Raw genomic sequence first — 25,121 nt, 5'->3', positions numbered from 1 at the left:
AAGGGCCTGATGTCGAATCCGGGAGAGGCGGACCTCACGCCGATCGAGTCGGCGCGGCAGCTTGCCGAGTGGTTCGAGAAGGGATCGAAGCCGCAGGCCGAATGGCGCATCGGCACCGAGCACGAGAAGTTCGGCTTCCGCCGCGACACCCTGGCCACCCCGCCCTACGCGCCGGACGGCATCCGCGCGCTGCTCGAGGGGCTCGCGGCGAAGGGCTGGACGCCGATCCTCGACAACGGCAACCCGATCGGGCTGAGGCGCGGCGGCGCCTCGGTCAGCCTCGAGCCGGCGGGGCAGCTCGAGCTGTCCGGCGACGCGGTCGCCGACCTGCACGCGACGCGGGTCGAGCTCGGCGCCCATCTGCGCGAGGTGCACGAGGTGGCGGGGCCGATGGGCATCGGCTTCGCGCCGCTCGGCTTCCACCCGCTGGCGACGCGCGAGGCGATGCCCTGGATGCCCAAGGGCCGCTACGCGATCATGCGCGCCTACATGCCGAAGGTGGGCAGGCTCGGCCTCGACATGATGACGCGCACCTGCACGGTGCAGGTCAACCTCGACTACGGCTCCGAGGCCGACATGGTCGAGAAGATGCGCGTCAGCCTCGCCCTGCAGCCGGTGGCGACGGCGCTGTTCGCCAACTCGCCCTTCACCGAGGGCCGGCCGAACGGCTTCCGCTCCTACCGCGCCGAGGTCTGGAACGACACCGACCCCGGCCGCACCGGCATCCCCGCGGTGGCGTTCGAGGACGGCTTCGGCTTCGAGCGCTTCGCGCAGTACGTGCTCGACGTGCCGATGTACTTCGTGATGCGCGAGGGCAAGTGGCTGAACGCCGCGGGCGCGAGCTTCCGCGCCTTCATGGACGGGCGCCTCGACGTCCTGCCCGGCCAGCGCGCCACCATGGGCGACTTCGCCGACCACGTGACCACGGTGTTCACCGACGTCCGCCTCAAGCGCTACCTGGAGATGCGCGGGGCGGACGCGGGCGATCCGGCGATGCTGGTCGCGCTGCCGGCCTTCTGGGTCGGGCTGCTCTACGACGGCGCGGCGCGCAAGGCCGCCGCGGCGCTGGTGCGCGGCTGGACGGTGCAGGAGATCCGCGCGCTGCGCGCCGCCGTGCCGCGCGAGGCGCTGCACGCGGCCATCCGCGGCCGGAGCGTGCGCGAGGTGGCGCGCGACGCGGTGGCGATCGCGCGCGACGGGCTGAAGGCGCGCGGCCTCGGCGAGGAGGTGTATCTCGCCCCGCTCGACGAGATCGTGGCGAGCGGGCTGACGCGCGCCGACCGCTGGCTCGCGCGCTACCACGGCGCCTGGCGCGGCGACGCGCGCCGCGTCTTCGAGGAGGCGGAGGTCTGACGGCGCCGGGCGCGGGCGGCCGCGCGGCGGGAAGCGCCGCGCCGCCTCCTCGGCGGCGGAAGCACCGGCCCGCAGGCCGGCGCCACGCGCGGGCGCCATCCGCCGCGCTTCGCAAGCGCGTGGGCGCACAGGCAGTTGACCCGCCACGCCCTGCCGGCGCGCGCCATCCTCGCGCGACGCCGAGCCAGGGAGGACCCCGATGGGCGTGGACCGCTACACCAAGGCCGTGCTGACCGTGATCGCCGCGGCGCTCTGCGTGCTCGCCGCGCAGAACGCCGTCACGCCCTCGCAGGCCCAGCTCGGCGGCGCGGTGCCCGCGCCGGGCGCGGCGGTGCAGCGCGTCGCGGTGTGCGACGTCACCGGCACGCGCTGCGCCGGGATCGAGGCCGGGCTCGGCCGCGGCGCCGCGGAGTCCGGCGGCTCGCTCCGCATCCTCGGCGAGGTGCGCACGCTGCGCTGACTACGCCATCCCGCCGCGCGCCGCGACGGGCCAGAGGCACTCCACGCGCCCGCCGCGCACGCCGACATACCAGTCGTAGCGGTCCACCGTCGGGTCGCAGTGTCCCGGCACCAGGCGCAGCTTCTCGCCGAGCTTCGGCGGGTTGCGCGCCTCGGGCGCGACGACCAGCCCGCCGTGCTCGTCGCTCGCCCGCGTGTAGCGCACGTCGGGGTCGCGGCCCCAGACCAGCGGCATGCCGGAATCGATCGGCACCGCCTTGTGCCCGGCGTCCACCACCGCCACGCCGGGGCGCGCCGCGCTCATCACCGTGGCGAGGACGAACAGCGACTGGCGGAAGGGCGGCGCCTCCTCGTTGCGCGCGTAGTCGGCGTCCATGAAGCAGTAGGAGCCCGCCTGGATCTCGGTATAGACGCCGCTGCCGGCCTCGAGCGCGAAGGTGCCGGTGCCGCCGCCGCCGACGATCGGGCACTCCAGCCCGCGCTGGCGGAGCTGCTCGACGGTGCGCCGCGCGCCGTCCGCCGCGGCGGCGATCGCCGCCCGGCGCTGCGCCGGCGTGCGCATGTGCTGCGCGCTGCCGTGGTAGGCCTGCAGCCCGCCGAAGACCAGGTGCCGGCTCGCCGCGATCCGCTCGGCGAGCGCCACCGCCTCCGGCCCGGGCGCGACGCCGCAGCGGCCGGTGCCGATGTCGATCTCGACCAGCACGGAGAGGCGGATGCCGGCGTCCGCCGCCGCCGCCTCGGCCGCCGCGATCTGCGCCGGGTCGTCCACGCAGAGCGCGACCTTGGCGATCCGCGCCAGCGCGGCGAGGCGGGCGAGCTTGCGCGCCCCCACCACCTCGTTGCTCACCAGGATGTCGGGCACGCCGCCCCAGGCGAGCGCCTCGGCCTCGGCGACCTTCTGCGTGCACTGCCCGACCGCGCCGCGCGCCATCTGCCGCAGCGCGATCACCGGCGACTTGTGCGTCTTGGCGTGGGCGCGCAGCTTCGCCCCGGTCGGCTCCAGCAGCCGCGCCATGAGGTCCAGGTTGTGCTCGAAGGCGTCGAGGTCGAGCAGCAGCGCGGGGGTGTCCACCTCCTCCTCGCGCATGCCGGGTTCGGCGGGCGGCGGCTGCAGCATGGCGTGGGCTCTCCTTCGGCGCGGGTCGGGCCGCGGCGGTGCGCGACGACGGCCAGCCTAGCCGCGCGCCGCCGGGCGTTGAAGGCGCGGGGCGGGCTCAGCCGCGCCCGGCGGCGCGGAGCAGCAGCGCCAGCCCGGCCAGGGTGATCGCACCGCCCGCCAGGTCGGCCCAGCCGAGGACCTCGCCGAGCAGCGCCCAGCCCAGCACCGCCGCGACCGGCGGCGCGAGCAGCTGCAGCGCCGCCGCCGTGCTCGGCGGCAGCCGGCGCAGCATGACGAAGTAGAGCGCATAGGCCACGACGCCGACGCCGAGCACGCTCCACGCCATCGCCACCGCCGTCGCCGTTGCGGCGGTTGCGGGCGGCGCCCCCTCCAGCGCCAGCGCCCCGAGCAGCAGCGCCCCGGCGGAGACGAGGGCCTGGCCGAGATTGGCGCTCCACGGATCGAGCCGGCCCCGGGCCGGAGCGAAGGCGAGGATGCCGATGGCCTGGCTCAGCGCCCCGGCGAGCGCCAGCACGATCCCCCAGGTCTCGGCGCCGTCGAAGTCCCCGCCGCGGCCCAGGCCGAGCACCGCCACCCCCGCCCAGCCGAGGCCGAGTCCCGTCCAGGCCGCGCCCGCGAGGCGGCGGCGCAGCACCAGCGCCTCCCCGGCGGCGACGAAGAGCGGCGCGGTGGCGCAGAGCAGCGCCACCAGCCCCGAGGGGACGCGCGCCGAGGCCAGCCAGGCCGCCGCCAGGTAGCCGGCGGTGCCGAACAGCCCCATCAGCGCCAGCCGCGCCCGGTCGCCCGGCGCCGGCAGCCGCGGGCCGCCGCGGCGCCGGCGCAGCAGCACGATCGGCAGCAGCAGCGGCAGCACGGCGAGGAAGCGGATCGCCAGCGCCCAGAGCGGCGGCCACTCCGCCACCACCACCCGCGCCGCGGTGAAGGCCGAGGCCCAGAGCAGGACGAACAGGCCGCCGAGCGCGAGGCCGCCCGCATCGGGCCCGCCGGCCCGGTCCGCGGCGGCGCCCCTCATCGGCCCGCCCGCCCCGTCCGGCTCCCGGCGTCGCGGGCCGCCTCGGCGCCCATGCCTGCCTCAGCCGCGCCGCGCCAGCGCGGCCTCGAGCGTGTTCTCCAGCAGGCAGGCGACGGTCATCGGCCCGACGCCGCCGGGCGCGGGCGTGATCCAGCCGGCGACCGCGCGCGCCTCGGCGAAGGCCACGTCGCCGGTCAGGCGGCCGTCCGGCAGGCGGTTCATGCCGACGTCGATCACCGCGGCCCCCGGCGCGATCCAGTCGCCGCGGACCATCTCGGCGCGGCCGGCGGCGACCACCAGGATCTCGGCGCGGCGGCATTCGGCCGGCAGGTCGCGCGTGCGGCTGTGCGCGATGGTCACGGTGCAGTCGGCGGCGAGCAGCAGTTGCGCCATCGGCCGCCCGACGATCTGCGAGCGCCCGAGCACCAGCGCCCGCGCCCCGGCGAGCGGCACCCCGGCGTGGCGCAGCAGGTGCATCACCCCCTTGGGCGTGCAGGGGATCAGGCCGTCCGTGCGCCCGGAGGCGAGCCGGCCGGCATTGAGGGGGTGGAATCCGTCCACGTCCTTCGCCGGGTCGATCGCCTCGATGACGGCGGCGGAGCGGATCTGCGGCGGCAGCGGAAGCTGGACGAGGATGCCGTCCACCGCCGGGTCGGCGTTCAGCCGGGCGACGGTGGCGAGCAGCTCCGCCTCCGAGGTCTCGGCGGGCAGGACGAGCGTGGCGCTGTCGAAGCCGGCGGCGAGGGCGGCGCGGTCCTTGGTGCGGACATAGACGACGCTCGCCGGGTCCTCGCCGACGCGGACCACGCGCAGGCCGGGGCGGAAGGGCAGCGCCGCGACGCGGCGGGCGATCTCGGCGCGCAAGGCGGCGGCGACCGCCTTCCCGTCGATGATGCGCGCGCCGCCGCCGGCGGCGGGCGCGGCGCCGGGGAGGGGCGCGCCGCTCACGGCCCGAGCGCCCCGAGCCGCTCGGCGAGCGCCCTGGGATCGCCGGCGACGTGCAGCGTCTTCTCGCGCGCCGAGGCGCCCTGCACCACCGTCACGGCCGAGGGCGCGACGCCGAGCGCCTCGGCGATGGCGGCGCAGGCGGCGCGGTTGGCGCGGCCGTCCTCGGGCGGCTCGACCACGGAGAGCCCGAGTCGCGGCCCGTCGGCCGAGGGCTGCACGCCGCGCAGCCCGGCGCGGCGCGCGCGCGGCTGGACCCGGACGCGCAGCGCCAGGCCGTCGGGCTCGGTGCGCCACCAGGCGGCAACCGGCGCGCTCAGAAGTAAAGCCCTCCGCGGATCATGTACCCGCGCACCGCGTTCAGCAGGATCGAGGAGGCGGTGATCAGCAGCAGCACCACGAGCGGCGACAGGTCCACCGGCCCGAAATTCGGCAGCCATCGGCGGACGCGGCGGAAGGCCGGCTCGGTGAGGCGGTAGAGGAAGTCCGCGACCGCCCAGACGAAGCGGTTGCGGCCGTCCAGCACGTTGAACTGGATCAGGAGCTGGACGACGACGGCGACGATGACGGCCCACCAGAACAGGTCCAGTGCCGCATGCAGCAGGTAGAACACGGCGTCCAGGATCATCGGGCGGGCATCATCGGGCAATCGGTCGGGGCGGGGGCGGGATCGCCGCAAGCTAGTGTTGCGGCGGCCCCGCGGCAAGCGCGGGGGGCGCCGCCGCACGGGGGCGTGCGGACCGCCCGCCTCGCGGCGGCGACCTTGACTTGGCCCGGCCGACGCGACATAGAGCGCGCCTCTGCGGCAGGGGGCGTTTCGCCCCTCATGCCGACCGGGGTGGCGCGGGGCTGTAGCTCAGTTGGGAGAGCGCCTCGTTCGCAATGAGGAGGTCAGGGGTTCGACTCCCCTCAGCTCCACCACCGGCCTCCGGGACTGGCCGCTCGGCGGCTCGCACCGGCGCCCGTCGCGCGGGTGGCCGCGCCGCCGTCGCCTCCGCCTTCGCGGATGCCGCCCGGCGGTTCCGTCCTCCTGGCGGCGGAAGTCGCCCCTGCCGGCCTCGTATCCTGCAACGATCCGGCCAGGCCCTCGGCGAGGCTGCGGCCGCCCGACGCATGGCAGGGGTTCGACCGCCGCGCTGGCGCTGGGCCCCGCGGACCTCGCGCAGGATCCCGGCGTGTTCGGGACTCTGGACCGGGCCCGCGCCCTCGGCGCGTCTCGACGAGACGCGCGACCTGATCCCGAAGGCCGCGCGCCGGCACGGGAACGCCTCTGCGCGATGCTGCGCTTCAGCGCCGAGGGGGCGCGGCGGGGGAAGGGGCCGGGGCGCTGCTGCCGGCCTGCGCCAGCGACGCGGAGTTGCTCCGCGCCGGGTCAGCGGCGCGGCCAGGCGCCTCAGGGGTGACGCGGCCGCGGCCGGGTTTCCGGCGCGGCGACGGGCCGCCGCTCCGCGCCACGGGTCCTCCGCCGCGCCCCTCGGATCCGACGCCCCCGGATCAGGCCGGGACGGCGTGCGTCCTGCCCGCCGGTCCGGAGGCGGGCGCCAGCTCTCCGAGGAGGCGCATGGCGACCGAGGAAAGCTGCTCGATGTCGCGCACGCAGACCCAGTGCTCGCGCCGGGCCCAGGGCTCGCGCAGCGGCACGGCGACGAGCCCGATCGGAATGGCGAAGGTGCTGCCGAAGGGCGCGGCGACCAGGCCGGCGCCGAAGCCCTGCTGCACCAGCAGGCAGGTCGCGTCGAAGCCGTCGGCGCGGACGCGGATGCGCGGCGTCATGCCGAGGTCGGCGGCGCCGCGCGCGACCAGCACGCCGAGCGAGCTGCGCCGGTCCGGGCCGACCATGTCGTGCTCCAGCAGCTCGGCGAGGCTCGCGGAGGCGCGCGCCGCCAGGGGGTGGCCGGGCGGAACGACGATGGCCAGGCTGTCCCGGTAGCAGGGGCGGACCACCAAGCCGTCGGTCGGGGCGACGCCGGTGTAGATGCCGATGTCGGCGAGGTTCTCCTCGACCGCGCGCACGACCTCCTCGCTCATCGCCTCGACGAGGTCGATCCGCACCTGGGCGTTGGCGGCCATGAACCGCCGCAGCACGCCCGGCAGGAGGCCGACGAGGGCGGATTCGTTCGTGTAGAGGCGGATGTGGCCCTGCTCGCCGAGCGCGTGCTCGCGCAGCTCGCGCTCGAGGTGCTCCGCCTCGCGTAGCAGGGCGCGGGCGCGGCGCAGGAAGGCGGCGCCGGCCGGCGTCGTCTCGACGCCGCGGTGGTGGCGGCGGAGCAGGGCGACGCCGAGGCGCTGCTCCAGCTCGCTGATGCGCTTGCTGACGGCCGAGGGGGCGATGTTCTCGCGCTCCGCCGCGCGGGCGATGCCCTCCTCCTCGACGACCGCGACGAACAGCCGCGCCGTCACGAGATCCAGATGCAATGCCATGGCATCCTGGCGGACGATGCTGCGCGCGGGCGGCCTCGCGGGTGCCGCCCTCGCCGGGCGCCGAGGCTAGCAGCCGCCCGAGGGGCGGTCGAGCCGGCCGGCTACAGCCGGCCCAGCTCGCGCGCCGTGTCGTCGAGGGCGGCGGCGAGGCGGCGGGCCAGTTCCAGGATCTGCGCCTCGGTGATGACCAGCGGCGGGGAGAAGGCGATGCGGTTGCCGACGAAGCGCAGGATCAGGCCGTGGCGCCGCGCGTTCGCGTCGATCCGCCCCGGCACGTCGAGCTCGGGCGGGAACATCGCCCGCGTCTCCTTGTCGCTGACGATCTCCATCCCGCCGATCAGCCCGCAGCCGCGGAAATCGCCGACCAGGGGGTGGCTCCGGAGCGCGCCGAGCGCCTCCAGGAAGACCGGCTCGACCGCGCGCACATGGTCCACGAGGCCGATCTCCTCGTAGATCCTGAGCGTCTCCAGCGCGACGGCGGCGGCGACGGGGTGGCCGGCGTAGGTGTAGCCGTGCGCGAAGGGGCCGAGGCGGTCGCTCTGCGCCAGCATCCCCTGCCAGATGCGCTCGTTGACCAGCACCGCCGAGATCGGCTGCATGGCGGCGGAGAGCGCCTTGGCGCAGGTGATCATGTCGGGTTCGAGGCCGAAGGTCTGGCAGCCCCACATGTTCCCGGTGCGCCCGAATCCGCAGATCACCTCGTCGGCGACGAAGAGGATGTCGTACTTGCGCAGCACGGCCTGGATCTTCTCGAAGTAGCCCTCGGGCGGCAGCACGGCGCCGCCGCCGCCCATCACCGGCTCGGCCCAGAAGGCGCCGATCGTCTCCGGGCCCTCGGCCAGGATCAGGGCCTCGAGGGCCTCCGCCATCCTGCCGGAGAACTGCGCCTCCGTCTCCCCGTCCAGGCGATTGCGGTAGTAGTGCGGGAACTCGGTGTGCAGGAAGCCCGGGAGGGGCAGGCCGAGGGCGGCGTGGAACTCGGGCTTGCCGGTCAGGCTGACGCTGGCGCAGCCCGAGCCGTGATAGGCCTGCTTGCGCGATATGAGCTTGCGCTTCTCCGGCCTGCCGACGGCGTTCCAGTAGTACCAGACCAGCTTGACCGCGGTGTCGTTCGCTTCCGAGCCGGAGCACTGCAGCAGCACCCGCGCCATCGGCACCGGGGCGATCGAGAGCAGCTTCTCCGCGAGGTCGATGGAGGGCTCGTTCGAGGCGTGCCGGTAGAGGTGGTAGTAGCCGAGATTGCGCATCGTCTCGTAGGCGACGCGGGCGAGGCGCTCGCTGCCGAAGCCGAGCGAGGCGCACCAGAGGCCGGCGGCGCCCTCGATGAGGGCGCGGCCGGAGTCGTCGTACACATGGATGCCCTCGCCGCGCTGCACGATGGAGGGCCCGGTCTCCAGGTGCCTGCGGAGGTTCGTCGCGGGGTGCACCAGGGAGGCGATGTCGCGGGCGTGGGGGCTGTTGGCGGCGAAGCGGGTCATGGCGGGGTCCTCGGGCAGAAGGGCGAGCGGGGCGGATGTCGCGCCGGGGCGGCGCGGGCCTCGGGGAACGGCACCACGGAGGGCGCCGGCCTGTCCATCGCGCTGCCGGGCCGGAAGGCGTCGTGGTTGGCGAAATCCCCTTCGCGATCGGGAAATGGCCAGGCGCGAAACCGGGTCGCAGGATCCCTCGGGGGATCGAGCGAGGGCAGCTGGATTTGCGGACGAAACCACCTGATCGCGGCGCCGCCCGCCCGGGCCCCGTCCCGCCGCACGCCGGGGACTGCCCGCGGTGATGCAGATCGCCTTCGACATCGGCGGTACCTTCACCGATTTCGCGCTGCACGACCCCGCCGACGGGCGGGTCGCGATCTGGAAGGTGCACACCACGCCGCGGGAACCGGCGCGGGCGCTGCTCGACGGGCTGAGGGCGCGCGTCGCGGCGGGCGGGCTGCGGCCCGAGGCCATTGATGCCGCGCTGCACGCGACCACCATCGCGACCAACGCGATCCTCGAGCGCAAGGGCGCCCGGACCGCGCTGGTCACGACCGCCGGGTTCCGCGACGTGCTGCTGATCGGCCGGCAGAAGCGCTACGACACCAACAACCTGCACCTCGACAAGCCACGCCCGCTGGTGCGCCGTGCAGACACCTTCGAGGTCACCGAGCGCGTCGCCCCCGACGGCACGGTGCTGAAGCCGCTGGACGAGGCGGAGGCGGAGGCGGTCGCGGCGCGCATCGCGGGGGGCGGCTACGCCTCCGTGGCCGTCGCGTTCCTGCACGCCTACGCGAATCCGGCGCATGAGCGACGCATGGCGGAGATCCTGGCGGCGCGGGCGCCCGGCGTGCGGATCTCGGCCTCCTCGGAGGTCGCGCCGAAATGGCGGGAGTACGAGCGGACCAGCACGACGGTCGCGAACGCCTACGTCGCTCCGCTGGTGGACGGCTACCTCGCGGAGCTCGGCCGGTCGCTGCGGGAGCTCGGCATCGGCGCCGAGCTGTCCATCATGCAGTCCAGCGGCGGCCTGGTCTCCGTGGAGCTCGCGCGCGCCCATCCCGTCCGCATCGTCGAATCCGGGCCGGCCGCCGGCGTGCTGATGTGCGCGGAGGTCGGGCGCGAGGAAGGCTGCGGCCACGTCATGACCTTCGACATGGGCGGCACGACGGCGAAGCTCGGCGCCATCGACGACGGCGTGCCCGCGACGACGCCGAGCTTCGAGGTGGACGCGGTCAACTACCGGAAGGGCAGCGGCCTTCCGCTCAGCGTCACGGCGATCGACCTGCTGGAGATCGGCGCGGGCGGCGGCAGCATCGCGCGGACCCGGATGGGGCTCATCGCCGTCGGGCCCGACAGCGCGGGCGCCGAACCGGGGCCGGCCTGCTACGGTCGGGGCGGCACCGAGCCGACGGTCACCGACGCGAACCTCGTCCTCGGCTACCTCAACCCGGACTTCTTCAACGGCGGCGCCCAGCGGCTGGAACGCGCCGCGGCAGCGGAGGCGATCGAGCGCGCGATCGCCCGCCCGCTCGGCCTCTCGCTCGAGCAGGCCGCGTGGGGCGTGCACTCGGTCGCCAACGCGAGCATGGAGCGGGCCATGCGCATCGTCTCCATCGAGCGCGGGCGCGATCCGCGGCGCTACGCCCTCGTCGCCTTCGGCGGCGCCGGCCCGCTGCACGCCGGCCGCCTCGCCCGCGCGCTGGAGATCCCGCGCGTCGTCGTGCCGCGCGGCGCCGGCGTCGGCTCGGCGCTCGGCCTGCTCACGGCGGAGCGCAAGGTGGATCTCGGCATCACCCGCGTGCTGCGGCTCGACGCCGGGCAGAGCGAGGCGCTGCGCGCGACCTTCGCCGAGCTCGAGGCGCGCCTGGCCGCCGAGGCCCGGCGCATGGGCGGGAAGGGGGAGCTCGCGGTCCGGCGCAGCGCCTCCATGCGCTATGCCGGCCAGGGCTACGAGCTTCGCGTGGACCTGCCTTCCGGCCCGATCGGCGCGGACTACGCGGCGACGGCGCTGCGCGTCTTCCACGACGCCTACCGGCGGGAGTACGGCTACAACGATCCGGACGCGCCGGTCGAGGCGACCGACTGGTACGCCGTCGCCACCCTCCCGGGCACGCGCGCCGGCGCGGGGTTCCGGCTGGACGGCGGCGCCGGGTCCGGCGACCCGGTGGTCGGCGAGCGCCTCGCCTTCTTCCCGGAGACCGGCGGCATGACGCCCACGCGCGTCGTCAACCGCTACGCCCTCGCCCCGGGGCAAAGCGTCGCAGGCCCGGCGCTGGTGGAGGAGCGCGAATCCACGACGGTGGTGCTGCCCGGCGACCGCGTCTCGGTCAGCGCCGCCGGCAACCTCGTGATCGCGATCGGGGACGCGCGATGAGCGCGATCGATCCGGTCACCCTGACCGTCGTCTGGAACAGCTTCGTCTCCATCGCCGACGAGATGGGCGGAGCGCTGCGGCGCACCGCCTTCTCCGAGGCGGTCCGGGAGGGCGAGGACTTCTCCACCGGGCTGTTCGACCGCCAGGGGCGGCTGATCGCGCAGGGCAACTTCACGCCCGGGCATCTCGGCGCCATGCCCTACGCCGTGCGGAACGCGCTGCGCTACGTCCCGCCGGAGCAGCTCGAGCCCGGCGACATGGTCGTCACCAACGACTCCTTCCTGGGCGGCGGGCACTTCCCGGACGTGTTCTTCGTCGCCCCGGTGTTCGACGGGGCACGGCGCCTGATCGGATACACGGTGAACACGGCGCACCACGTGGACATGGGCGGCGCGCATCCGGGCTCCGAGGCCGTGCAGGGCGTGACGGAAGCCTTCGCCGAGGGCCTGCGCATCCTGCCGGTGAAGCTGGTCCGCCGGGGCGAGTTCGATCCCGACCTGCTGCGCGTGATTCTCGCCAATGTCCGCCTGCCGGAGAAGGTGCGCGGCGACTTCCTCGCGCAGCGCAACGCCAACCACGTCGGCGCCCGGCGGCTGCTGCGGCTCTACGCCGAGTACGGCGAGAACGTGATCGAGAGCGCGATCGAGGAGATCCTCCGCCGCTCCGAGGCGCGGGCGCGCGAGCTGCTGCGGGCGCTGCCGGAGGGCACCTATTCCTTCGAGGATTGCCTCGACGACCACGGGCCGGGCACCGGGCCGGTGTCCGTGCGCGTGGACATCACGATCGAGGACGGCGTCGCGACGGTGGACTTCTCGCGCAGCGGCGACCAGGTGCCGGCGGGCCTCAACTGCTACATCAACTACACCCGCGCCTACGCCAGCTTCGGGATGCGGATCTTCGCCGGCATCGACGTGCCGAACAACGCCGGCATCGAGCGCGTGATCAGGACCGTCGCGCGCGAGGGCAGCTTCTTCAACGCCCGCTACCCGGCGGCAAGCGGCGGCCGCGCCTCGTGCCAGATCCGCATCTTCGACGCGATCAACGGCGCCATGGCGCAGGCGGTGCCGGAGCGCGCCATGGGGGCCTTCAGCCACTGGGCGAACCCCAAATTCGGCGGCGTGGACGAGGCCACGGGACGGCGCTGGATCATGTACGACCTGATCCTCGGCGGCTTCGGCGGTCGCTCCTGGAAGGACGGCGCGGAGGCGCTGTGTCCCGTCTTCAACTGCGCCAACGTCCCGGTCGAGGTGCACGAGACCGGCAACCCGGTGCGCATCCACCGGCTGCAGCTGATCCAGGACTCCGGCGGGCCGGGCCGCTTCCGCGGCGGCTGCGGGCTCCGCAAGGACGTCGAGATGCTGTCCGACGGCGCCACGGTCGTGCTGCTCGGCGACCGCCACAAGACCGCGCCCTACGGCCTGTTCGGGGGCGGGCCGGGCACGCCGGCGCGCACGGTGCTGATCCGCGACGGGGAGGAGACCGAACTGGGCTCGAAGGAGGTGCGGAGGCTGCGCCGGGGCGACATCGTGAGCTTCAGGCTGGCCGGCGCGGGCGGCTACGGCGACCCGGCCTCGCGCAGTCGCGAGGCGGTGCGGGAGGACGTCCGCGACGGCTTCGTCAGCCGCGAGGCAGCCCGCGCCGTGTATGGCGCGACCGATGCGGATCTGGCCTAGTGCCGTCATCGGCCGGGGATCGCGGATCGTCCTTGCGGCGCGATCGAGGCCACGTGCTAACCTTCCGCGCGGCCGCCTGTCGGCGAGACGCCAACAACAACGTTCCGGAGGCCGTCCATGCGTCAGTCCCAGGGACTCCTGCGCGCCGCCGCCCTGGCCGGCGCCCTTCTCGCGCCGGCGCTGGCCGCGGCCCAGAGCGCGCCGGGCGTCACCGCCGACACCCTCCGCATCGGCTCCTTCGGGGCGCTGACCGGGCCCGGCTACCTCTACGGACGGCTCGTGATGAACGGCGTCGAGGCGGTGTTCGACCAGGTCAACGCGCGGGGCGGCGTGCACGGACGCCGCCTCGTCCTGGTGCGCGAGGACGACCGGTGCGAGCCCGGCGCGGCGATCGCGGCCACCCGCAAGCTGATCCACCAGGAGCAGGTCTTCGCGCTGATCGGCGGCGGCTGCAGCAACGCCACCATCGCCGCGCGGGCCGAGATCGAGCAGTCCGGCATCCCCTTCCTCGTCTTCGCCTCGGTGCACGACGGCATCACCATGCCGCGCGCGCGCAACATCTTCTCGACCGCGCTCACCTCCACCATCGAGAGCCAGGCGCAGCTCGCCTATGCGCTGGAGCAGGGCGCGCGGCGCATCGCCGTCGTCTCCATGCGCGACGCCTGGGGCCGCGCGCGCTACCAGCCGCTGATGGAGGAGTTCCGCCGGCGCGGCGTCAGCCCCGTGGCCGACGAGGAGATCACGCCGGACGCCAACGACGCCACGCCGCAGGTGCTGCGGCTGCGCCAGGCGAACGCCGACGCGGTGATCATGCTGCTCTACCCGAAGCCCGGCGCGGTGTTCCTGCGCGACGCGGCGCGCTTCGGCTACCGGCCGCTGGCGATCGGCCAGTCCGGGATCGCCGATCCGGCGGCCTTCGAGGAGCAGGTCGGCGTCCCGGGCGCCACCGCGCGGTTCGTGACCATCTCCATGGTCCGCTACACGCCGGACATGCCCGAGGTCGCGCCCTGGCGCGACGCCATCCAGGCGAAGTACCCGGGCGACCGGCTGTCGGTGTTCAACCTCTTCGGCGTCGGCGCCGCGCAGGTGCTGGTCGAGGCGCTGCGCCGCGCCGGTCCGGAGCCGACGCGCGAGCGGCTGATCGAGGCGCTGAACGGCATCCGCGACTTCCCAACCGACGCCTTCGGCGGCGGCATCACCTGCACCCCGGAGGACGGCCGCTGCAACAAGACGGTCGTCTGGATCCAGAAGGAGCCCGGCGGCCCGATCCGCGTCATCGGCACCACGACGGTGCGGTAGCGGCGCGCGCGGGCGGGCGTTGCTCTCCTACCTCCTGCTCAGCGGGCTGACGACCGGCTCCATCTACGCGCTCGTCGCGCTCGGGATCGTCCTCGTCTACAAGGCGACGGGGACGATCAACTTCGCCCACGGCGACCAGCTGATGATCGCGGGGTTCCTGGCCTTCACGCTGCACGTGCTGCTCGGGCTGCCCTACCTGGTCGCGCTGGCCGGGGCCGTCGCCGGCAGCTTCGCGCTCGGCGCCGTCGCTGCGCAGGTGGGCTTCCGCGCCGTGCTGCGCACGAGCCTCGTCAACGTCGTGCTCGCCACCCTCGGCCTCGCCTTCGTGCTGAAGGGGTTCGCGCGGCTCACCTGGGGCGGCATCAGCGACTACCTCTCCTTCCCGCCGCTGGTGCGGCCGGAGCCCATCCTGATCGGCGACATGGTCCTGCTGCCCCAGCAGCTCGTCGTCACCGCGGGCGCGCTGGCGGTCATGGGCCTCTTCGCCCTGTTCTTCCGCCTCACCACGATCGGCAAGGCGATGCAGGCGACCGCGGACAACCCGAGGGCCGCGCGCCTGGTCGGCATCCGGGTCGAGCGCATCCACCTGCTCGCCTTCGCGGTCGGCGCCGCGATCGCCGGCGCGGGGGCGACGCTGATGGCGCCGCTGACGCTGCTCTATCCCGACATCGGCTTCATGCTGTTCATCAAGGGCTTCGCCGCGGCGGTGCTGGGCGGGCTCACCAGCCTGCCCGGCGCCCTGGTCGGCGGCATCGCCATCGGCGTCGTCGAGGCGCTCGCCGCGGGCTACATCCATTCGAGCTTCCTCGAGGTCTCGGCGTTCGTCGCCATCATGGCGACGCTGGTCCTCCGCCCGCGCGGGCTGATGGGCGGCCCGCCGCCCCGGCGCGCATGACCGTCCGGCCGCTCTGGGTCGGCCTCGCGGCCGCGCTCGCGCTGGCGGTGCTGCCGCTGGTCGCGAATCCCTACCTGCTGTTCGTCGGCAACCAGCTCAGCATCTTCGTCATCCTGGCGGTCGGGCTCAACCTGCTGGTCGGCTACTGCGGCCAGCTCGCCTTCGCGCATGCGGCGCTGTTCGGCATCGGCGCCTACGGCACGGCGCTGCTCAAGGTGCATCTCGGCGTGCCTTTCGCGGTCTCTCTGCCCTGCGGCGCGCTGCTGGCGACGGCGGTCGGCCTCGCGATATCCCTGCCGGCGCTCCGCCTCTCCGGCCTCTACCTGTCGCTCGCGACGCTCGCCTTCGCGCAGTTCACCCTCTGGGTGTTCCTGCACTGGGAGCCGGTGACCTTCGGCGCCGGCGGCTTCCGCGTGCCGGCCCCATCCTGGCCGATCCCGGGCGTCACGGCGGGCATCGGGACCTTCTATCTCGCCCTGGCGCTGGCCGTGCTGCTCACCCTCGCGGCGGCGTCGCTGGTGCGCTCGCGGCTCGGCCGCGCGATGATCGCCGTCCGCGACGGCGAGGTGGCGGCCCAGGCGCTCGGCGTGGACCTGCTGCGCACCAAGGCGATGGCCTTCGGGCTGTCGGCCTTCTACGCCGGCGTGGCCGGCGGGCTGCAGGCGCTGATGCTCGGCTACGTCGCGCCGGAGAGCTTCGACCTGTTCCACATGGCGCTGATGAAGGCGATGATCGTGGTCGGCGGCCTCGGCAGCATCGCGGGCTCGGTCGTCGGCGCCGGCGCGGTGCTGTTCCTGCTCGAGGGGCTGCGCGCCTTCAAGGGCGCGCAGGAGATCGCCTTCGGCGCGCTGCTGATGGGCGCCGTGATCCTCGCGCCGCGCGGCCTCGCCGGCCTGCTCGATCGGCTGCCGGGCTGGCAGGAGCGCTACCTGCGCGCCGCGCCCGCGGAGCGCGCGCCCGCCGCCGCCGTGCCGCGCGAGGCGCCGCCGTGACGCCGCGCCTCGCCGTGGAGGGCATCGGCCTCGCCTTCGGCGGGGTCGCGGCGCTGCGCGGCGTCGGCATGGCGGTCGCGCCCGGCGAGATCCGCGGCATCATCGGCCCGAACGGCGCCGGCAAGACCACGCTGCTGAACGTGATCTGCGGCATCATCCCGCCCGGCGAGGGACGGGTTCTGCTGGACGGCCAGGACATCACCGGCCTCTCGCCCTCGCGCATCGCCGCGCGCGGCGTCCGGCGCACCTTCCAGACCACGGCGCTGTTCCGCGGGCTGACGGTGCTGGAGAACGTGGCCACCGGCCTTCACACCGAGACGCGCGCCGGCCTGCTCGACGGCGTGCTCGGCAGCCGCCGGCTGCGGGAGGAGGAGCGCGAGGCGGCGGAGAGGGCCCGGCAGGCGCTGGACTTCGTCGGCATGGCCGCCTGCGCCGACCGCCCCGCCCACGCGCTCTCCTTCGGCCAGCAGCGCCTGGTCGAGATCGCCCGCGCCCTGGTCGCCGAGCCGCGCGTGGTGCTGATGGACGAGCCCGCGGTCGGGCTGAGCCTCAACCGCCTCGCCGACATAGACCGGCTGCTGCGCCGCATCCGCGACGAGCGCGGCGTCACGCTGCTGCTGATCGAGCACGTGATCCGCCTGGTGATGGAGGTCTCGGACAGCATCACCGTGCTCGGCTCCGGCGCGGTGATCGCCGAGGGGCCGCCCGCCGCGGTGCGCGAGGACCCCGCCGTCGTCGCCGCCTATCTCGGGACCGCGGTGCATGCTTGAGGTCGAGCACCTGGCGGTCAGCTACGGCCCGACGCGCATCCTGGAGGACGTCAGCTTCGCCGTCCCGGAGGGGCAGGTGGTGTCGCTGCTCGGCGGCAACGGCTCCGGCAAGACCACGGTGCTGAACGCGCTGTGCGGCATGGTGCGCCCCGACGGCGGGTCGGCGCGAATCGCGGGCGAGGACTGCACCGGGCGGCGCCCCGACGAGATCCTGCGCCGCGGCGTCGCCCAGGTGCCGCAGGGGCGCGAGGTGTTCGCCACCATGACCGTCGCCGAGAACCTCGAGATGGGCGCCTACGCCCGGCGCGACCGCGACGGCGTGCGGCGCGACACCGAGCGCGTGCTCGCGCTCTTCCCGCGGCTGCGCGAGAAGGCGCGCCGCCGCGCCGGCACGCTCTCGGGCGGGGAGCAGCAGATGCTGGCGGTCGCGCGCGCGATGATGAGCGGCCCGCGCCTCCTGCTGATGGACGAGCCCTCGGTCGGCCTGGCGCCGGCGGTGTTGGGCGACATGGTCGCCACGATCCGCGCCCTGCGCGCGGAGGGGATGACGATCCTGCTCGTGGAGCAGAACGTCGGCGTCGCGGCGGCGGTGGCCGACACCGCGCATGTGCTGCGGGGCGGCCGCATCGTGCACTCGGGCCCGGCGGCGAGGCTGCTCGGGGACGAGGAGGTGCTGCGCAGCTACCTCGGCTGACGCCGGCGGGGCGGGACCGCCAGGAGGGACGGGAGGCATGGGGTGAAGGAGATCGAGGTCCGCGGCGCCGGCGACGGCGTGGTCGTCGTCACGCTGGCGCGGCCGGAGAAGCGCAACGCCGTCTCGCTCGCCATGTGGCGCGAGCTCGGCCGCCTGTTCCGCGGCTTCGGCGGCGACGCGGCGGTGCGCGCGGTGATCCTCGCCGGGGCGGGCGGGCATTTCAGCGCCGGGGCGGACATCTCGGAGTTCGCCGCGCTGCGGAGCGGCGCCGAGGCGGCGCGCGCCTACGAGGAGGTAGCCGACGGCGCGACCGCCGCGATCCGCGACTGCCCGAGGCCGACCATCGCCGCGGTCTCGGGCTACGGCGTCGGCGGCGGCTGCGGCATCGCGCTGGCCTGCGACCTGCGCGTCGGCGACGCGACGACCCGCATGGGCATCCCGGCGGCCAAGAGGGGGATCGTGTACGGCCCGCCCGACACGGGGCTGCTGCTGCGCGCCGTCGGCCTCTCCGCGGCGAAGCTGATCCTGTTCTCCGGGCGCCTGCTGGACGCGGCCGAGTGCCACCGCCTCGGCCTGCTCGACGTGCTCGCGCCGGAAGGATCGGCGCTGCGGGCCGCGCAGGCGCTGGCGGCGGAGATCGCCGCCAACGCCCCGCTCTCCGTCGCCGGCGCCAAGCTGGTCCTGGAGGCGATGGCGCGCGGCGAGGCGGAGGCCCGCGCGGCCGAGATCCAGGCCGCGATCGGGCGCGCCGTGGACAGCGCCGACTACCGCGAGGCGAGCCGCGCCTTCCTCGAGAAGCGGCCGCCCGTCTTCGTGGGAGCCTGACCGCATGCTCTGGCTCGGCATCGACGTCGGCGGCACCTTCACCGACCTTGTGCTCTACGACGCGGCGACCCGCCGCCTGGCGACGGTCAAGACGCCCTCCACGCCGGCGGACCTGTCGGAGGGCATCCTCAACGGCATCCGCGCCCTCGGGCTCGATCCCGCGCGGCTCTCGCGCCTCGCGCACGGCACGACGGTCGCGACCAACGCGGCGCTGGAGGGCACCGGCGCGCGCGTCGCCGCGCTGGTCACGGAGGGGCACGGCGACGTCCTCGTCGTCGGGCGGGGCAACCGCACGGTGATGTACGACATCAAGGCGCCCGCCCCGCCGCCGGTCGTGCCGCGCGACCGCATCTTCGGCGTGCGCGAGCGCATGCTCGCCTCCGGCGAGGCGCTCAGGCCGCTCGACGAGGCGCAGGTCGCGGCGCTGGCGGAGCGGCTGCGGGCGGAGGGGGCGACCGCGGTCGCCGTCTGCTTCCTGCACAGCTACGCCAACCCGGCGCACGAGGCGCGCGCGGCGGCGATCCTGCGCGCCGCGCTGCCCGCGGAGTCGGTGGTCGCGACCTCGGCCGAGGTGCTGCCCGAATACCGCGAGCACGAGCGCTTCAGCACCACCGCGCTGAACGTCGCCGTCGCGCCGCGCATGCGGAGCTACCTCGGCCGGCTGCGCCGGCGCCTGGAGGCCGCCGGCGCCGCGGCGGAGCTGGCGATCATGACCTCGGGCGGCGGCACCCTGCCCTCGGCGCGGATCGAGGCGCTGCCGGTGCTCTCCATGCTCTCCGGCCCCGCCGCGGGCGTCATCGCGGCGCGCTTCGTCGGGGCGGCGCTCGGCCACCCCAACGTCATCACCTGCGACATGGGCGGCACCTCGACCGACGTCGCCGTCATCCGCGACGGCGCCTTCGGCATGACGCAGGACGGCCGCGTGGGGCCCTATCGCGTGAAGATCCGCCAGATCGACATCAACTCGATCGGCGCCGGCGGCGGCAGCATCGCCGCGGCGGACGCGGTGGGCGCGCTGAGCGTCGGGCCGCGCTCGGCGGGCGCCGTGCCGGGCCCGGCGGGCTACGGCCGCGGCGGCACGGAGCCGACGGTGACGGATGCCAACCTCGTGCTCGGCCGGCTCGGCACCGACCGGCCGCTCGGCGGCGAGATCCGCCTGGACCGCGAGGCGGCGGCGGCGGCCGTCGGGCGGCTGGGCGCGAGGCTCGGCCTCGGCGTCGAGGCGATGGCGGAGGGCATCCTGCGCATGGCGGTGGTCGGCATGACCGGCGCGATCAAGGAGGTCTCGGTGATGCGCGGCCTCGATCCGCGCGACTTCGCGCTGCTCGCCTATGGCGGGGCCGGGCCGCTCCACGCCGCCGAGGTGGCGGAGGAGCTCGGCATGCGCACCGTGCTCGTCCCGCCCCGGCCGGGGAATTTCTCCGCCTTCGGGCTGCTGGTCGCCGACATCCGCCGCGACACCGTGCGCACCCGCGTCGGCACCACCGCCGCCACGCCGCTCTCCGCGGTGCGGGAGACGCTCGCCGCCCTGACCGCGGAGGCCGCGGCGGAGCTGGAGGCCGCCGGCGTGCCGCCGGCGCTGCGGCGCTACGAGGCGACGCTCGACATGCGCTTCGCCGGCCAGGCCTTCGAGCTCGCCGTGCCGGTGCCGGTCGGGGCCGCCGACATGGCGCAGATCGAGGCCGCCTTCCGCGGCGTCTACGCCGCACGCTACGGCGCCGCGCCGGAGGACGGCGCGGCGGAGATCGTGAACTACCGCATCGCCGCCTTCGGCACGACCGCCAAGCCGGAGCTTCCGGTGGTGGACGCCGCCGGCCGCGGCCGCGACGCCGCGCGCCTGGGCGCCCGCGTCGTCGGCTTCGGCGGCGCCGGGATCGAGACGCCCGTGCTGGCGCGCGACCGGCTGCCGCCCGGGGAGGCGCTCCCCGGTCCCGCCATCGTCGAGGAGGACGGCGCCTGCACGGTGGTGCCGCCCGGCTGGACGCTGCGCCTGCTGCCGCAGGACGTGCTGCTGCTGGAGCGGGGAGGCTGACATGGCCCTCGATCCCATCACCCTCGAGGTCATCAGCCAGGGCCTGATCTCGATCGTGCGCGAGATGCGCGCGACGGTGATGCGCACCGCCAAGTCGGTCGCGATCTACGAGGCGAAGGACTTCTCCTGCGGCCTGTTCGCCCCCGACGCCCAGGTCGTGGCGCAGTCCAACGACATCGGCTCCCACGTCGTGCCGATGCCGTGGTCCGTGCGCGCCGCCATGGAGCGGCTGGGCGAGGGGCTGGCGCCGGGCGACGTGCTGCTGATGAACGATCCCTACGCCGGCGGCACCCACCTGAACGACGTGACGGTGATCGTCCCCGTCTTCCGCGACGGCCGCCTGGTGTTCTTCCCCGCCGTGCGCGCGCACTGGCCCGATGTCGGCGGCATGGTCCCCGGCAGCATGTCCGGCACGGCGACGGAGATCTACCAGGAGGGCGTGCGCATCCCGCCGCTCAAGGTGATCGAGGCGGGCCGGCTCAACGCGTCCGTGCTCGAGCTGCTGCTCGCCAACATGCGCGTGCCGGAGGAGCGCAAGGGCGACTTCGAGGCCGCGCTCGCCGCCTGCCGCGTCGCCGAGGCGCGCATCCAGGAGATGCTCGCGCGCTACGGCATCGCGACCGTGGAGGAGGCGGTGCGGCTCGACCTCGACCGCTCCGAGGCGCGCATGCGCGCCGCGATCGCGGCGCTGCCGGACGGCGACTACCACTACGAGGACTACCTCGAGACCTTCCCCGGCGGCCGCTTCGAGCCGCTGCTCGTGCCGCTCCGCCTCAGCATCGCCGGCGAGCGCATGGTGGCGGACTTCACGGGCGCGGCGCCGCAGGTGCCGGTGCCGGTGAACTCCACCCTCGCGGTCACCGCCGGCTCCGTGTTCATCGCGGTGAAGTCCGTGCTCGATCCGGCCCTGCCGCTGAACCAGGGCAGCTTCCGCACGGTCGAGGTGGTCGCGCCGCCGGGGACGGTGCTGAACGTGGAGCGGCCGGCGCCCGCCGGCTCGCACGGCGAGGTGCGCAAGCGCGTCATCGCCGCCATGGTCGGCGCGCTGAGCCAGGTGGCGCCGGAGCGCGTCGCCGGCGACCTCTGCCGCACCTCCTTCCACAACCTGATCGGCGGCTGGGACCCGCGCAGCCGGCGCGAATGGGTGCACTACGAGTGGTCCGCCGGCGGCAACGGCGCCTTCCGCGAGGGCGACGGGCCGAGCGCCATGGCCACGATTGACTGGGGCGACCTCGTCACCGTGCAGCCCTCGGAGGTGCTGGAGACGCGCTATCCGCTGCTGGTCGAGGAATCCCGCCTGCGCACGGATTCCGGCGGCGCCGGGGCGACGCGCGGCGGGCTGTCCATGCAGCGCCGCATCCGCCTGCGCACCGCCGAGGGCCGGTACTCCGTCCTCTCCGACGGCGCGGTGGTGCCGGCCTTCGGCGTGCTCGGCGGGCGCAGCGGCCTGCCGGTCGCGTCCTGGATCGAGCGGAGCGACGGCGCGGTCGAGGAATTCCCCACGCCCGGCAAGGTGGGCGGCCACCTGATGCGGGAGGGCGATGCCGTCGTGCTGCGCTCGGCGGGCGGCGGCGGCTATGGCGACCCGCTGCTGCGCCCGCCCGAGCGGGTGGCGGAGGACGTCCGGCTCGGCCTCGTCTCCGCGGCGGCGGCCGCGGAATTCTACGGCGTCGTCCTCGCCCCGGACGGGGTGCCGGACGCGGCGGCGACTACGACGCGGCGGGCGGCGCTGCGGGCCGCGCGCCGGCCGCTCGCCGCCCGGCCGGCGCCCGCGGAGGGCGTGTTCGCTAGGGGCGCGGTGAGCCGGCGCCGCCTCTGCCGCCTGCACCCCGAGGACGCGATCGCGCGCGGCCTCGCGGAGGACCTGCTGGTGGAGATGGACACCGGGCGCGCCGCGCCGCTGCGCGGCTGGGTCCGGTGCGATCCCCGGGTCGCGCCGGGCACGCTGCCGCTGGATCCGATCGGCCTGGCGATCCTGAAGGCGAGGCCCGGCGACGCGGTGGAGGTGCGCGCGGTGCGGGCGCTGCCGGCATGAGCCTGCACCGCGACCTCGAATTCACCGGCCGGCGCGTGCTCGTCACCGGCGCCGCCAACGGCTTCGGCGCCGCCATCGCACGGCTGTTCCACGCGCACGGCGCGGGGCTGGTCCTCGCCGACATCGAGGCCGACGCGCTCTCGGCCATCGCCGCCGGGCTCGGCGCCGAGGCGGTCGCCTACGACCAGGCCGACCCGGCCTCGGTCGAGGCGCTCGCCGCCCGTGCCGGCGCGGTGGACGTGCTGGTGAACAACGCCGGCATCCTCGTCGCCGCGCCGCTGCTCGGGACGACGCCCGCACAGATCCGCCGGCTGATCGACGTTGACCTGGTGGGCGTGATCCTGCTCACCCGCCTGGTCGGCGCCGGCATGGTCGCGCGCGGGCGTGGCGTCGTGCTCAGCATCGGCTCGCAGACCGCCTTCTGCGGCGGCGAGAACCGCGCCGTCTACGCGGCGGCCAAGGCGGCGATCGCGCAGCTCACCCGCAGCCTGGCGGTGGAGTGGGGGCCGCGCGGCGTGCGCGTGGTGAGCCTCGCGCCGGGCCGGTCCCTGACGCGCATGACGCGCGACACCGCCGCGCCCTCCCATGCGGGCGACCGCGGCCTGGCGCGCGTGCCGCTCGGCCGCTGGGGCACGGCGGAGGAGGTGGCGAAGGCCGCGCTCTTCCTCTGCTCCGACGCGGCGAGCTACGTCACCGGCCAGACCCTCGTCGCGGATGGCGGCTACGCGGCCGGGTGAGCGGAGACGGGGCACGGGCGAGCGGCCGCCGTGCCGGTCGGCACGGCCCTTTCCGCCGCCGACGGCCAGGGCGAAGGCGCGTGGCGTGGACCCGGTCAACGCGGGCGGCCTTCCCGTCGGGTGCGTGCGATGCGCGGTCCGTGGCCGGTCTCCACGCCGCCCATCGCGCCGCATCGTGCTGAAGTCCGTCATCGAACCTTCCGCATTCCGTCATCGTGCCGCAAAGCAGGAAGCCTATCTCCCGCGCATCGGCGAAATGCGGAGAGGCCATGCTGGTCATCGAGGAGCTGACGCGCCGCTATCCCGGCTGCGTGGCGGTGGACAGGGTGTCGCTGCGGATCGTCTCCGGCAGCTTCGTCGGCGTCATCGGCCGCTCCGGTGCCGGCAAGTCCACGCTGCTGCGCATGCTCAACCGGCTGGTCGAGCCGAGCGCGGGGCGGGTGTTCTGGCGCGGGCAGGAGGTCACCGCCCTGCGCGGCGCGGCGCTGCGGGCCTGGCGGTCGCGCTGCGCCATGGTCTTCCAGCAGTTCAACCTCTCCGGCCGGCTCGACGTGCTGACGAACGTGCTGGTCGGCCGCCTGAACCACGTGCCGGCCTACCGCTCGCTGCTGCGCCTGTGGCCCGAGGAGGACCGCGCCATCGCGCTCGCGGCGCTGGAGCAGTTCGACATGGGCGGCCTCGCCGCGCAGCGTGCCGAGCGCCTCTCCGGCGGCCAGCAGCAGCGCGTCGCCATCTGCCGCGCCCTGGTGCAGGAGCCGGAGCTGATCCTGGCCGACGAGCCGGTCGCCTCGCTGGACCCGCGCAATGCCCGCCTGGTGATGGAGGCGCTGGCCGACATCAACCGCCGCTTCGGCATCACCGTGCTGTGCAACCTCCATTCGCTTGAGCTGGCGCGCGGCTATTGCGACCGCCTGATCGGCCTGGCCGCCGGCCGCCTGGTGTTCGACGGCACCCCCGAGATGCTGACCGAGGAGGTCGCCCGCGACCTCTACGGGCTGGAGGAGGCGGCGGCCACGCCGGGCCGGGCGCCGCCGCCGCGGCCGGCGCTGACGCCCGCCCTCACCGCGCAATACGCCTGATCCCGAACCCTTCCGTCGAGGTCCCCCGATGATCCGTCGCCGCCTCCTGCTCGGCAGCGCCCTGGCTGCCGGCTTCGCCCCCGCCCTGCACGCCCAGCCCTGGCGGGAGCGGTTCCCGGAGATCACCTTCGCGGTGATCCCGGCGGAGAACGCCGCCGGCGTGCTCGATCGCTACGGGCCCTTCGTCGCCTACCTCTCGCGCGAGATCGGCACCAGGGTCACCCTGCGCATCGCCAACGACTACGCGGCGGTGATCGAGGGCCAGCGCGCCGGCAACATCCATGTCGCCATGCACGGCCCGGCCTCCTTCGCCCGCGCGCTGATGAGCGGGGTGCCGATCGAGGCCTTCGCCATCGAGACCAATCTCGACGGCAGCAGGGGCTACTACTCGGTCTTCTACGTGCGGGCGGATTCGCCCTACCGCACGCTCGAGGACCTGCGCGGGAGGAACCTCGGGCTGGTGGATCCCAATTCCGCCTCCGGCAACAACGTGCCGCGCTTCGCCCTGCACAACATGGGCATAGACCCGGAGCGGTTCTTCGGCCGCGTCATCTACACCGGCAGCCACGAGAATGCGGTGATCGCGCTGCAGCAGGGCACGGTGGACGTCGCCGCCAACTGGTGGAACGACGAGCAGGAATCCAACCTGCTGCGGATGGAGCGCAAGGGCATGGCCCGCGCGGCCGATTTCCGCATCATCTACAAGTCCGACCAGATCCTGAACTCGCCGATGACCTACCTCGCTTCGCTGCCGCCGGAGCTGAAGACGGCGATCCGCGATGCCGTCCTGGCGCTGCCGCAGCGCGATCGGGCCGCCTTCGACCGCCTCTACGAAGGCAGGCAGGGGCCGTTCGCGCCGGTGGACAACGCCGCCTACCAGCCGATCATCGAGCTCAACCGCTTCGTGGACAATCTGCGCCGCCGGCGCGGCTGA

The 25,121-nt window shown here is 75.0% G+C and carries 22 protein-coding genes and 1 tRNA gene; 16 read left to right on the top strand and 7 right to left on the bottom strand.

The window, feature by feature from the left end:
• Positions 1-9 precede the first annotated feature (9 nt).
• On the top strand, positions 10-1,353 hold the full coding sequence (locus IEX99_RS02425) for a glutamate--cysteine ligase (protein WP_188898041.1): 1,344 nt from the start codon (positions 10-12) through the stop codon (positions 1,351-1,353).
• Positions 1,354-1,552: 199 nt separating this feature from the next.
• Positions 1,553-1,813 carry a hypothetical protein gene (locus tag IEX99_RS02420; RefSeq protein ID WP_188898039.1) on the top strand — a complete coding sequence of 87 codons (261 nt, stop codon included), beginning with the start codon at positions 1,553-1,555 and terminating at the stop codon, positions 1,811-1,813.
• Here the strand turns inward: IEX99_RS02420 and IEX99_RS02415 are convergent, their stop codons facing one another.
• The 5 genes from IEX99_RS02415 to IEX99_RS02395 form a co-directional block, all read right to left on the bottom strand.
• Positions 1,814-2,929 (bottom strand): DSD1 family PLP-dependent enzyme, encoded by a 1,116-nt coding sequence (locus tag IEX99_RS02415; protein WP_188898037.1) that lies wholly within the window; start codon positions 2,927-2,929, stop codon positions 1,814-1,816. It abuts the gene before it with no gap.
• 97 nt (positions 2,930-3,026) lie between these two features.
• Entirely contained in the window at positions 3,027-3,944 is a 918-nt protein-coding gene (locus tag IEX99_RS02410) for a DMT family transporter (RefSeq protein ID WP_188898035.1), read from the bottom strand.
• Positions 3,945-4,004: 60 nt separating this feature from the next.
• Complete coding sequence (gene folD / locus IEX99_RS02405; protein ID WP_188898033.1) at positions 4,005-4,892, bottom strand: bifunctional methylenetetrahydrofolate dehydrogenase/methenyltetrahydrofolate cyclohydrolase FolD; 888 nt, start codon at positions 4,890-4,892, stop codon at positions 4,005-4,007.
• A complete protein-coding gene (locus IEX99_RS02400; RefSeq protein WP_268237452.1) occupies positions 4,889-5,158 on the bottom strand; it encodes a DUF167 domain-containing protein in 270 nt (89 codons plus the stop codon). The genes folD and IEX99_RS02400 overlap by 4 nt, the downstream gene beginning before the upstream one ends.
• Positions 5,159-5,205: 47 nt before the next feature.
• Positions 5,206-5,517, bottom strand: a complete 312-nt coding sequence (locus tag IEX99_RS02395) for a YggT family protein (RefSeq protein ID WP_229677749.1) — start codon at positions 5,515-5,517, stop codon at positions 5,206-5,208.
• A gap of 217 nt (positions 5,518-5,734) precedes the next feature.
• On the opposite strand from IEX99_RS02395, the gene IEX99_RS02390 reads away from it, so the two are divergent.
• Positions 5,735-5,810 (top strand) — tRNA-Ala (locus tag IEX99_RS02390).
• A 573-nt stretch (positions 5,811-6,383) separates the two neighbouring features.
• Here the strand turns inward: IEX99_RS02390 and IEX99_RS02385 are convergent.
• Positions 6,384-7,310 carry a LysR family transcriptional regulator gene (locus tag IEX99_RS02385; RefSeq protein WP_188898031.1) on the bottom strand — a complete coding sequence of 309 codons (927 nt, stop codon included), beginning with the start codon at positions 7,308-7,310 and terminating at the stop codon, positions 6,384-6,386.
• A gap of 101 nt (positions 7,311-7,411) precedes the next feature.
• Entirely contained in the window at positions 7,412-8,788 is a 1,377-nt protein-coding gene (locus IEX99_RS02380) for an aminotransferase (protein WP_188898028.1), read from the bottom strand.
• A 292-nt stretch (positions 8,789-9,080) separates the two neighbouring features.
• Here IEX99_RS02380 and IEX99_RS02375 point away from each other — a divergent pair, with 292 nt between their 5' ends.
• The 13 genes from IEX99_RS02375 (at position 9,081) to phnD (ending at position 25,121) form a co-directional block, all read left to right on the top strand.
• On the top strand, positions 9,081-11,156 hold the full coding sequence (locus IEX99_RS02375) for a hydantoinase/oxoprolinase family protein (protein ID WP_188898026.1): 2,076 nt from the start codon (positions 9,081-9,083) through the stop codon (positions 11,154-11,156).
• A complete protein-coding gene (locus IEX99_RS02370) occupies positions 11,153-12,829 on the top strand; it encodes a hydantoinase B/oxoprolinase family protein (protein ID WP_188898024.1) in 1,677 nt (558 codons plus the stop codon). Before IEX99_RS02375 ends, IEX99_RS02370 begins: the two co-directional genes overlap by 4 nt.
• A gap of 117 nt (positions 12,830-12,946) precedes the next feature.
• Positions 12,947-14,128: an ABC transporter substrate-binding protein gene (locus IEX99_RS02365; protein WP_188898022.1), complete on the top strand. Its 1,182-nt coding sequence runs from the start codon at positions 12,947-12,949 to the stop codon at positions 14,126-14,128.
• A 19-nt stretch (positions 14,129-14,147) separates the two neighbouring features.
• Entirely contained in the window at positions 14,148-15,023 is an 876-nt protein-coding gene (locus IEX99_RS02360; protein ID WP_188898021.1) for a branched-chain amino acid ABC transporter permease, read from the top strand.
• Entirely contained in the window at positions 15,020-16,015 is a 996-nt protein-coding gene (locus IEX99_RS02355) for a branched-chain amino acid ABC transporter permease (RefSeq protein WP_188898018.1), read from the top strand. Before IEX99_RS02360 ends, IEX99_RS02355 begins: the two co-directional genes overlap by 4 nt.
• The gene (locus tag IEX99_RS02350) at positions 16,012-16,785 is read left to right on the top strand and encodes an ABC transporter ATP-binding protein (protein ID WP_229677748.1); all 774 of its coding nucleotides are present in this window, start codon (positions 16,012-16,014) and stop codon (positions 16,783-16,785) included. Before IEX99_RS02355 ends, IEX99_RS02350 begins: the two co-directional genes overlap by 4 nt.
• Complete coding sequence (locus IEX99_RS02345) at positions 16,778-17,479, top strand: ABC transporter ATP-binding protein (protein WP_188898016.1); 702 nt, start codon at positions 16,778-16,780, stop codon at positions 17,477-17,479. The genes IEX99_RS02350 and IEX99_RS02345 overlap by 8 nt, the downstream gene beginning before the upstream one ends.
• Positions 17,480-17,521: 42 nt before the next feature.
• Positions 17,522-18,304, top strand: a complete 783-nt coding sequence (locus IEX99_RS02340; RefSeq protein WP_188898013.1) for an enoyl-CoA hydratase-related protein — start codon at positions 17,522-17,524, stop codon at positions 18,302-18,304.
• A gap of 4 nt (positions 18,305-18,308) precedes the next feature.
• Positions 18,309-20,336 (top strand): hydantoinase/oxoprolinase family protein, encoded by a 2,028-nt coding sequence (locus IEX99_RS02335; RefSeq protein WP_188898011.1) that lies wholly within the window; start codon positions 18,309-18,311, stop codon positions 20,334-20,336.
• A gap of 1 nt (position 20,337) precedes the next feature.
• A complete protein-coding gene (locus tag IEX99_RS02330) occupies positions 20,338-22,371 on the top strand; it encodes a hydantoinase B/oxoprolinase family protein (RefSeq protein ID WP_188898010.1) in 2,034 nt (677 codons plus the stop codon).
• On the top strand, positions 22,368-23,108 hold the full coding sequence (locus IEX99_RS02325) for an SDR family NAD(P)-dependent oxidoreductase (protein WP_188898008.1): 741 nt from the start codon (positions 22,368-22,370) through the stop codon (positions 23,106-23,108). The genes IEX99_RS02330 and IEX99_RS02325 overlap by 4 nt, the downstream gene beginning before the upstream one ends.
• Before the next feature lie 269 nt (positions 23,109-23,377).
• Complete coding sequence (gene phnC, locus IEX99_RS02320) at positions 23,378-24,187, top strand: phosphonate ABC transporter ATP-binding protein (RefSeq protein ID WP_188898006.1); 810 nt, start codon at positions 23,378-23,380, stop codon at positions 24,185-24,187.
• A gap of 28 nt (positions 24,188-24,215) precedes the next feature.
• Positions 24,216-25,121, top strand: a complete 906-nt coding sequence (gene phnD, locus IEX99_RS02315; RefSeq protein ID WP_188898004.1) for a phosphonate ABC transporter substrate-binding protein — start codon at positions 24,216-24,218, stop codon at positions 25,119-25,121.

This window comes from Caldovatus sediminis (assembly GCF_014644455.1).
GTDB lineage: Bacteria > Pseudomonadota > Alphaproteobacteria > Acetobacterales > Acetobacteraceae > Caldovatus > Caldovatus sediminis.
Note: the sequence above shows the minus strand (reverse complement) of the source record. Positions and strands in the feature narration are given on the sequence as shown.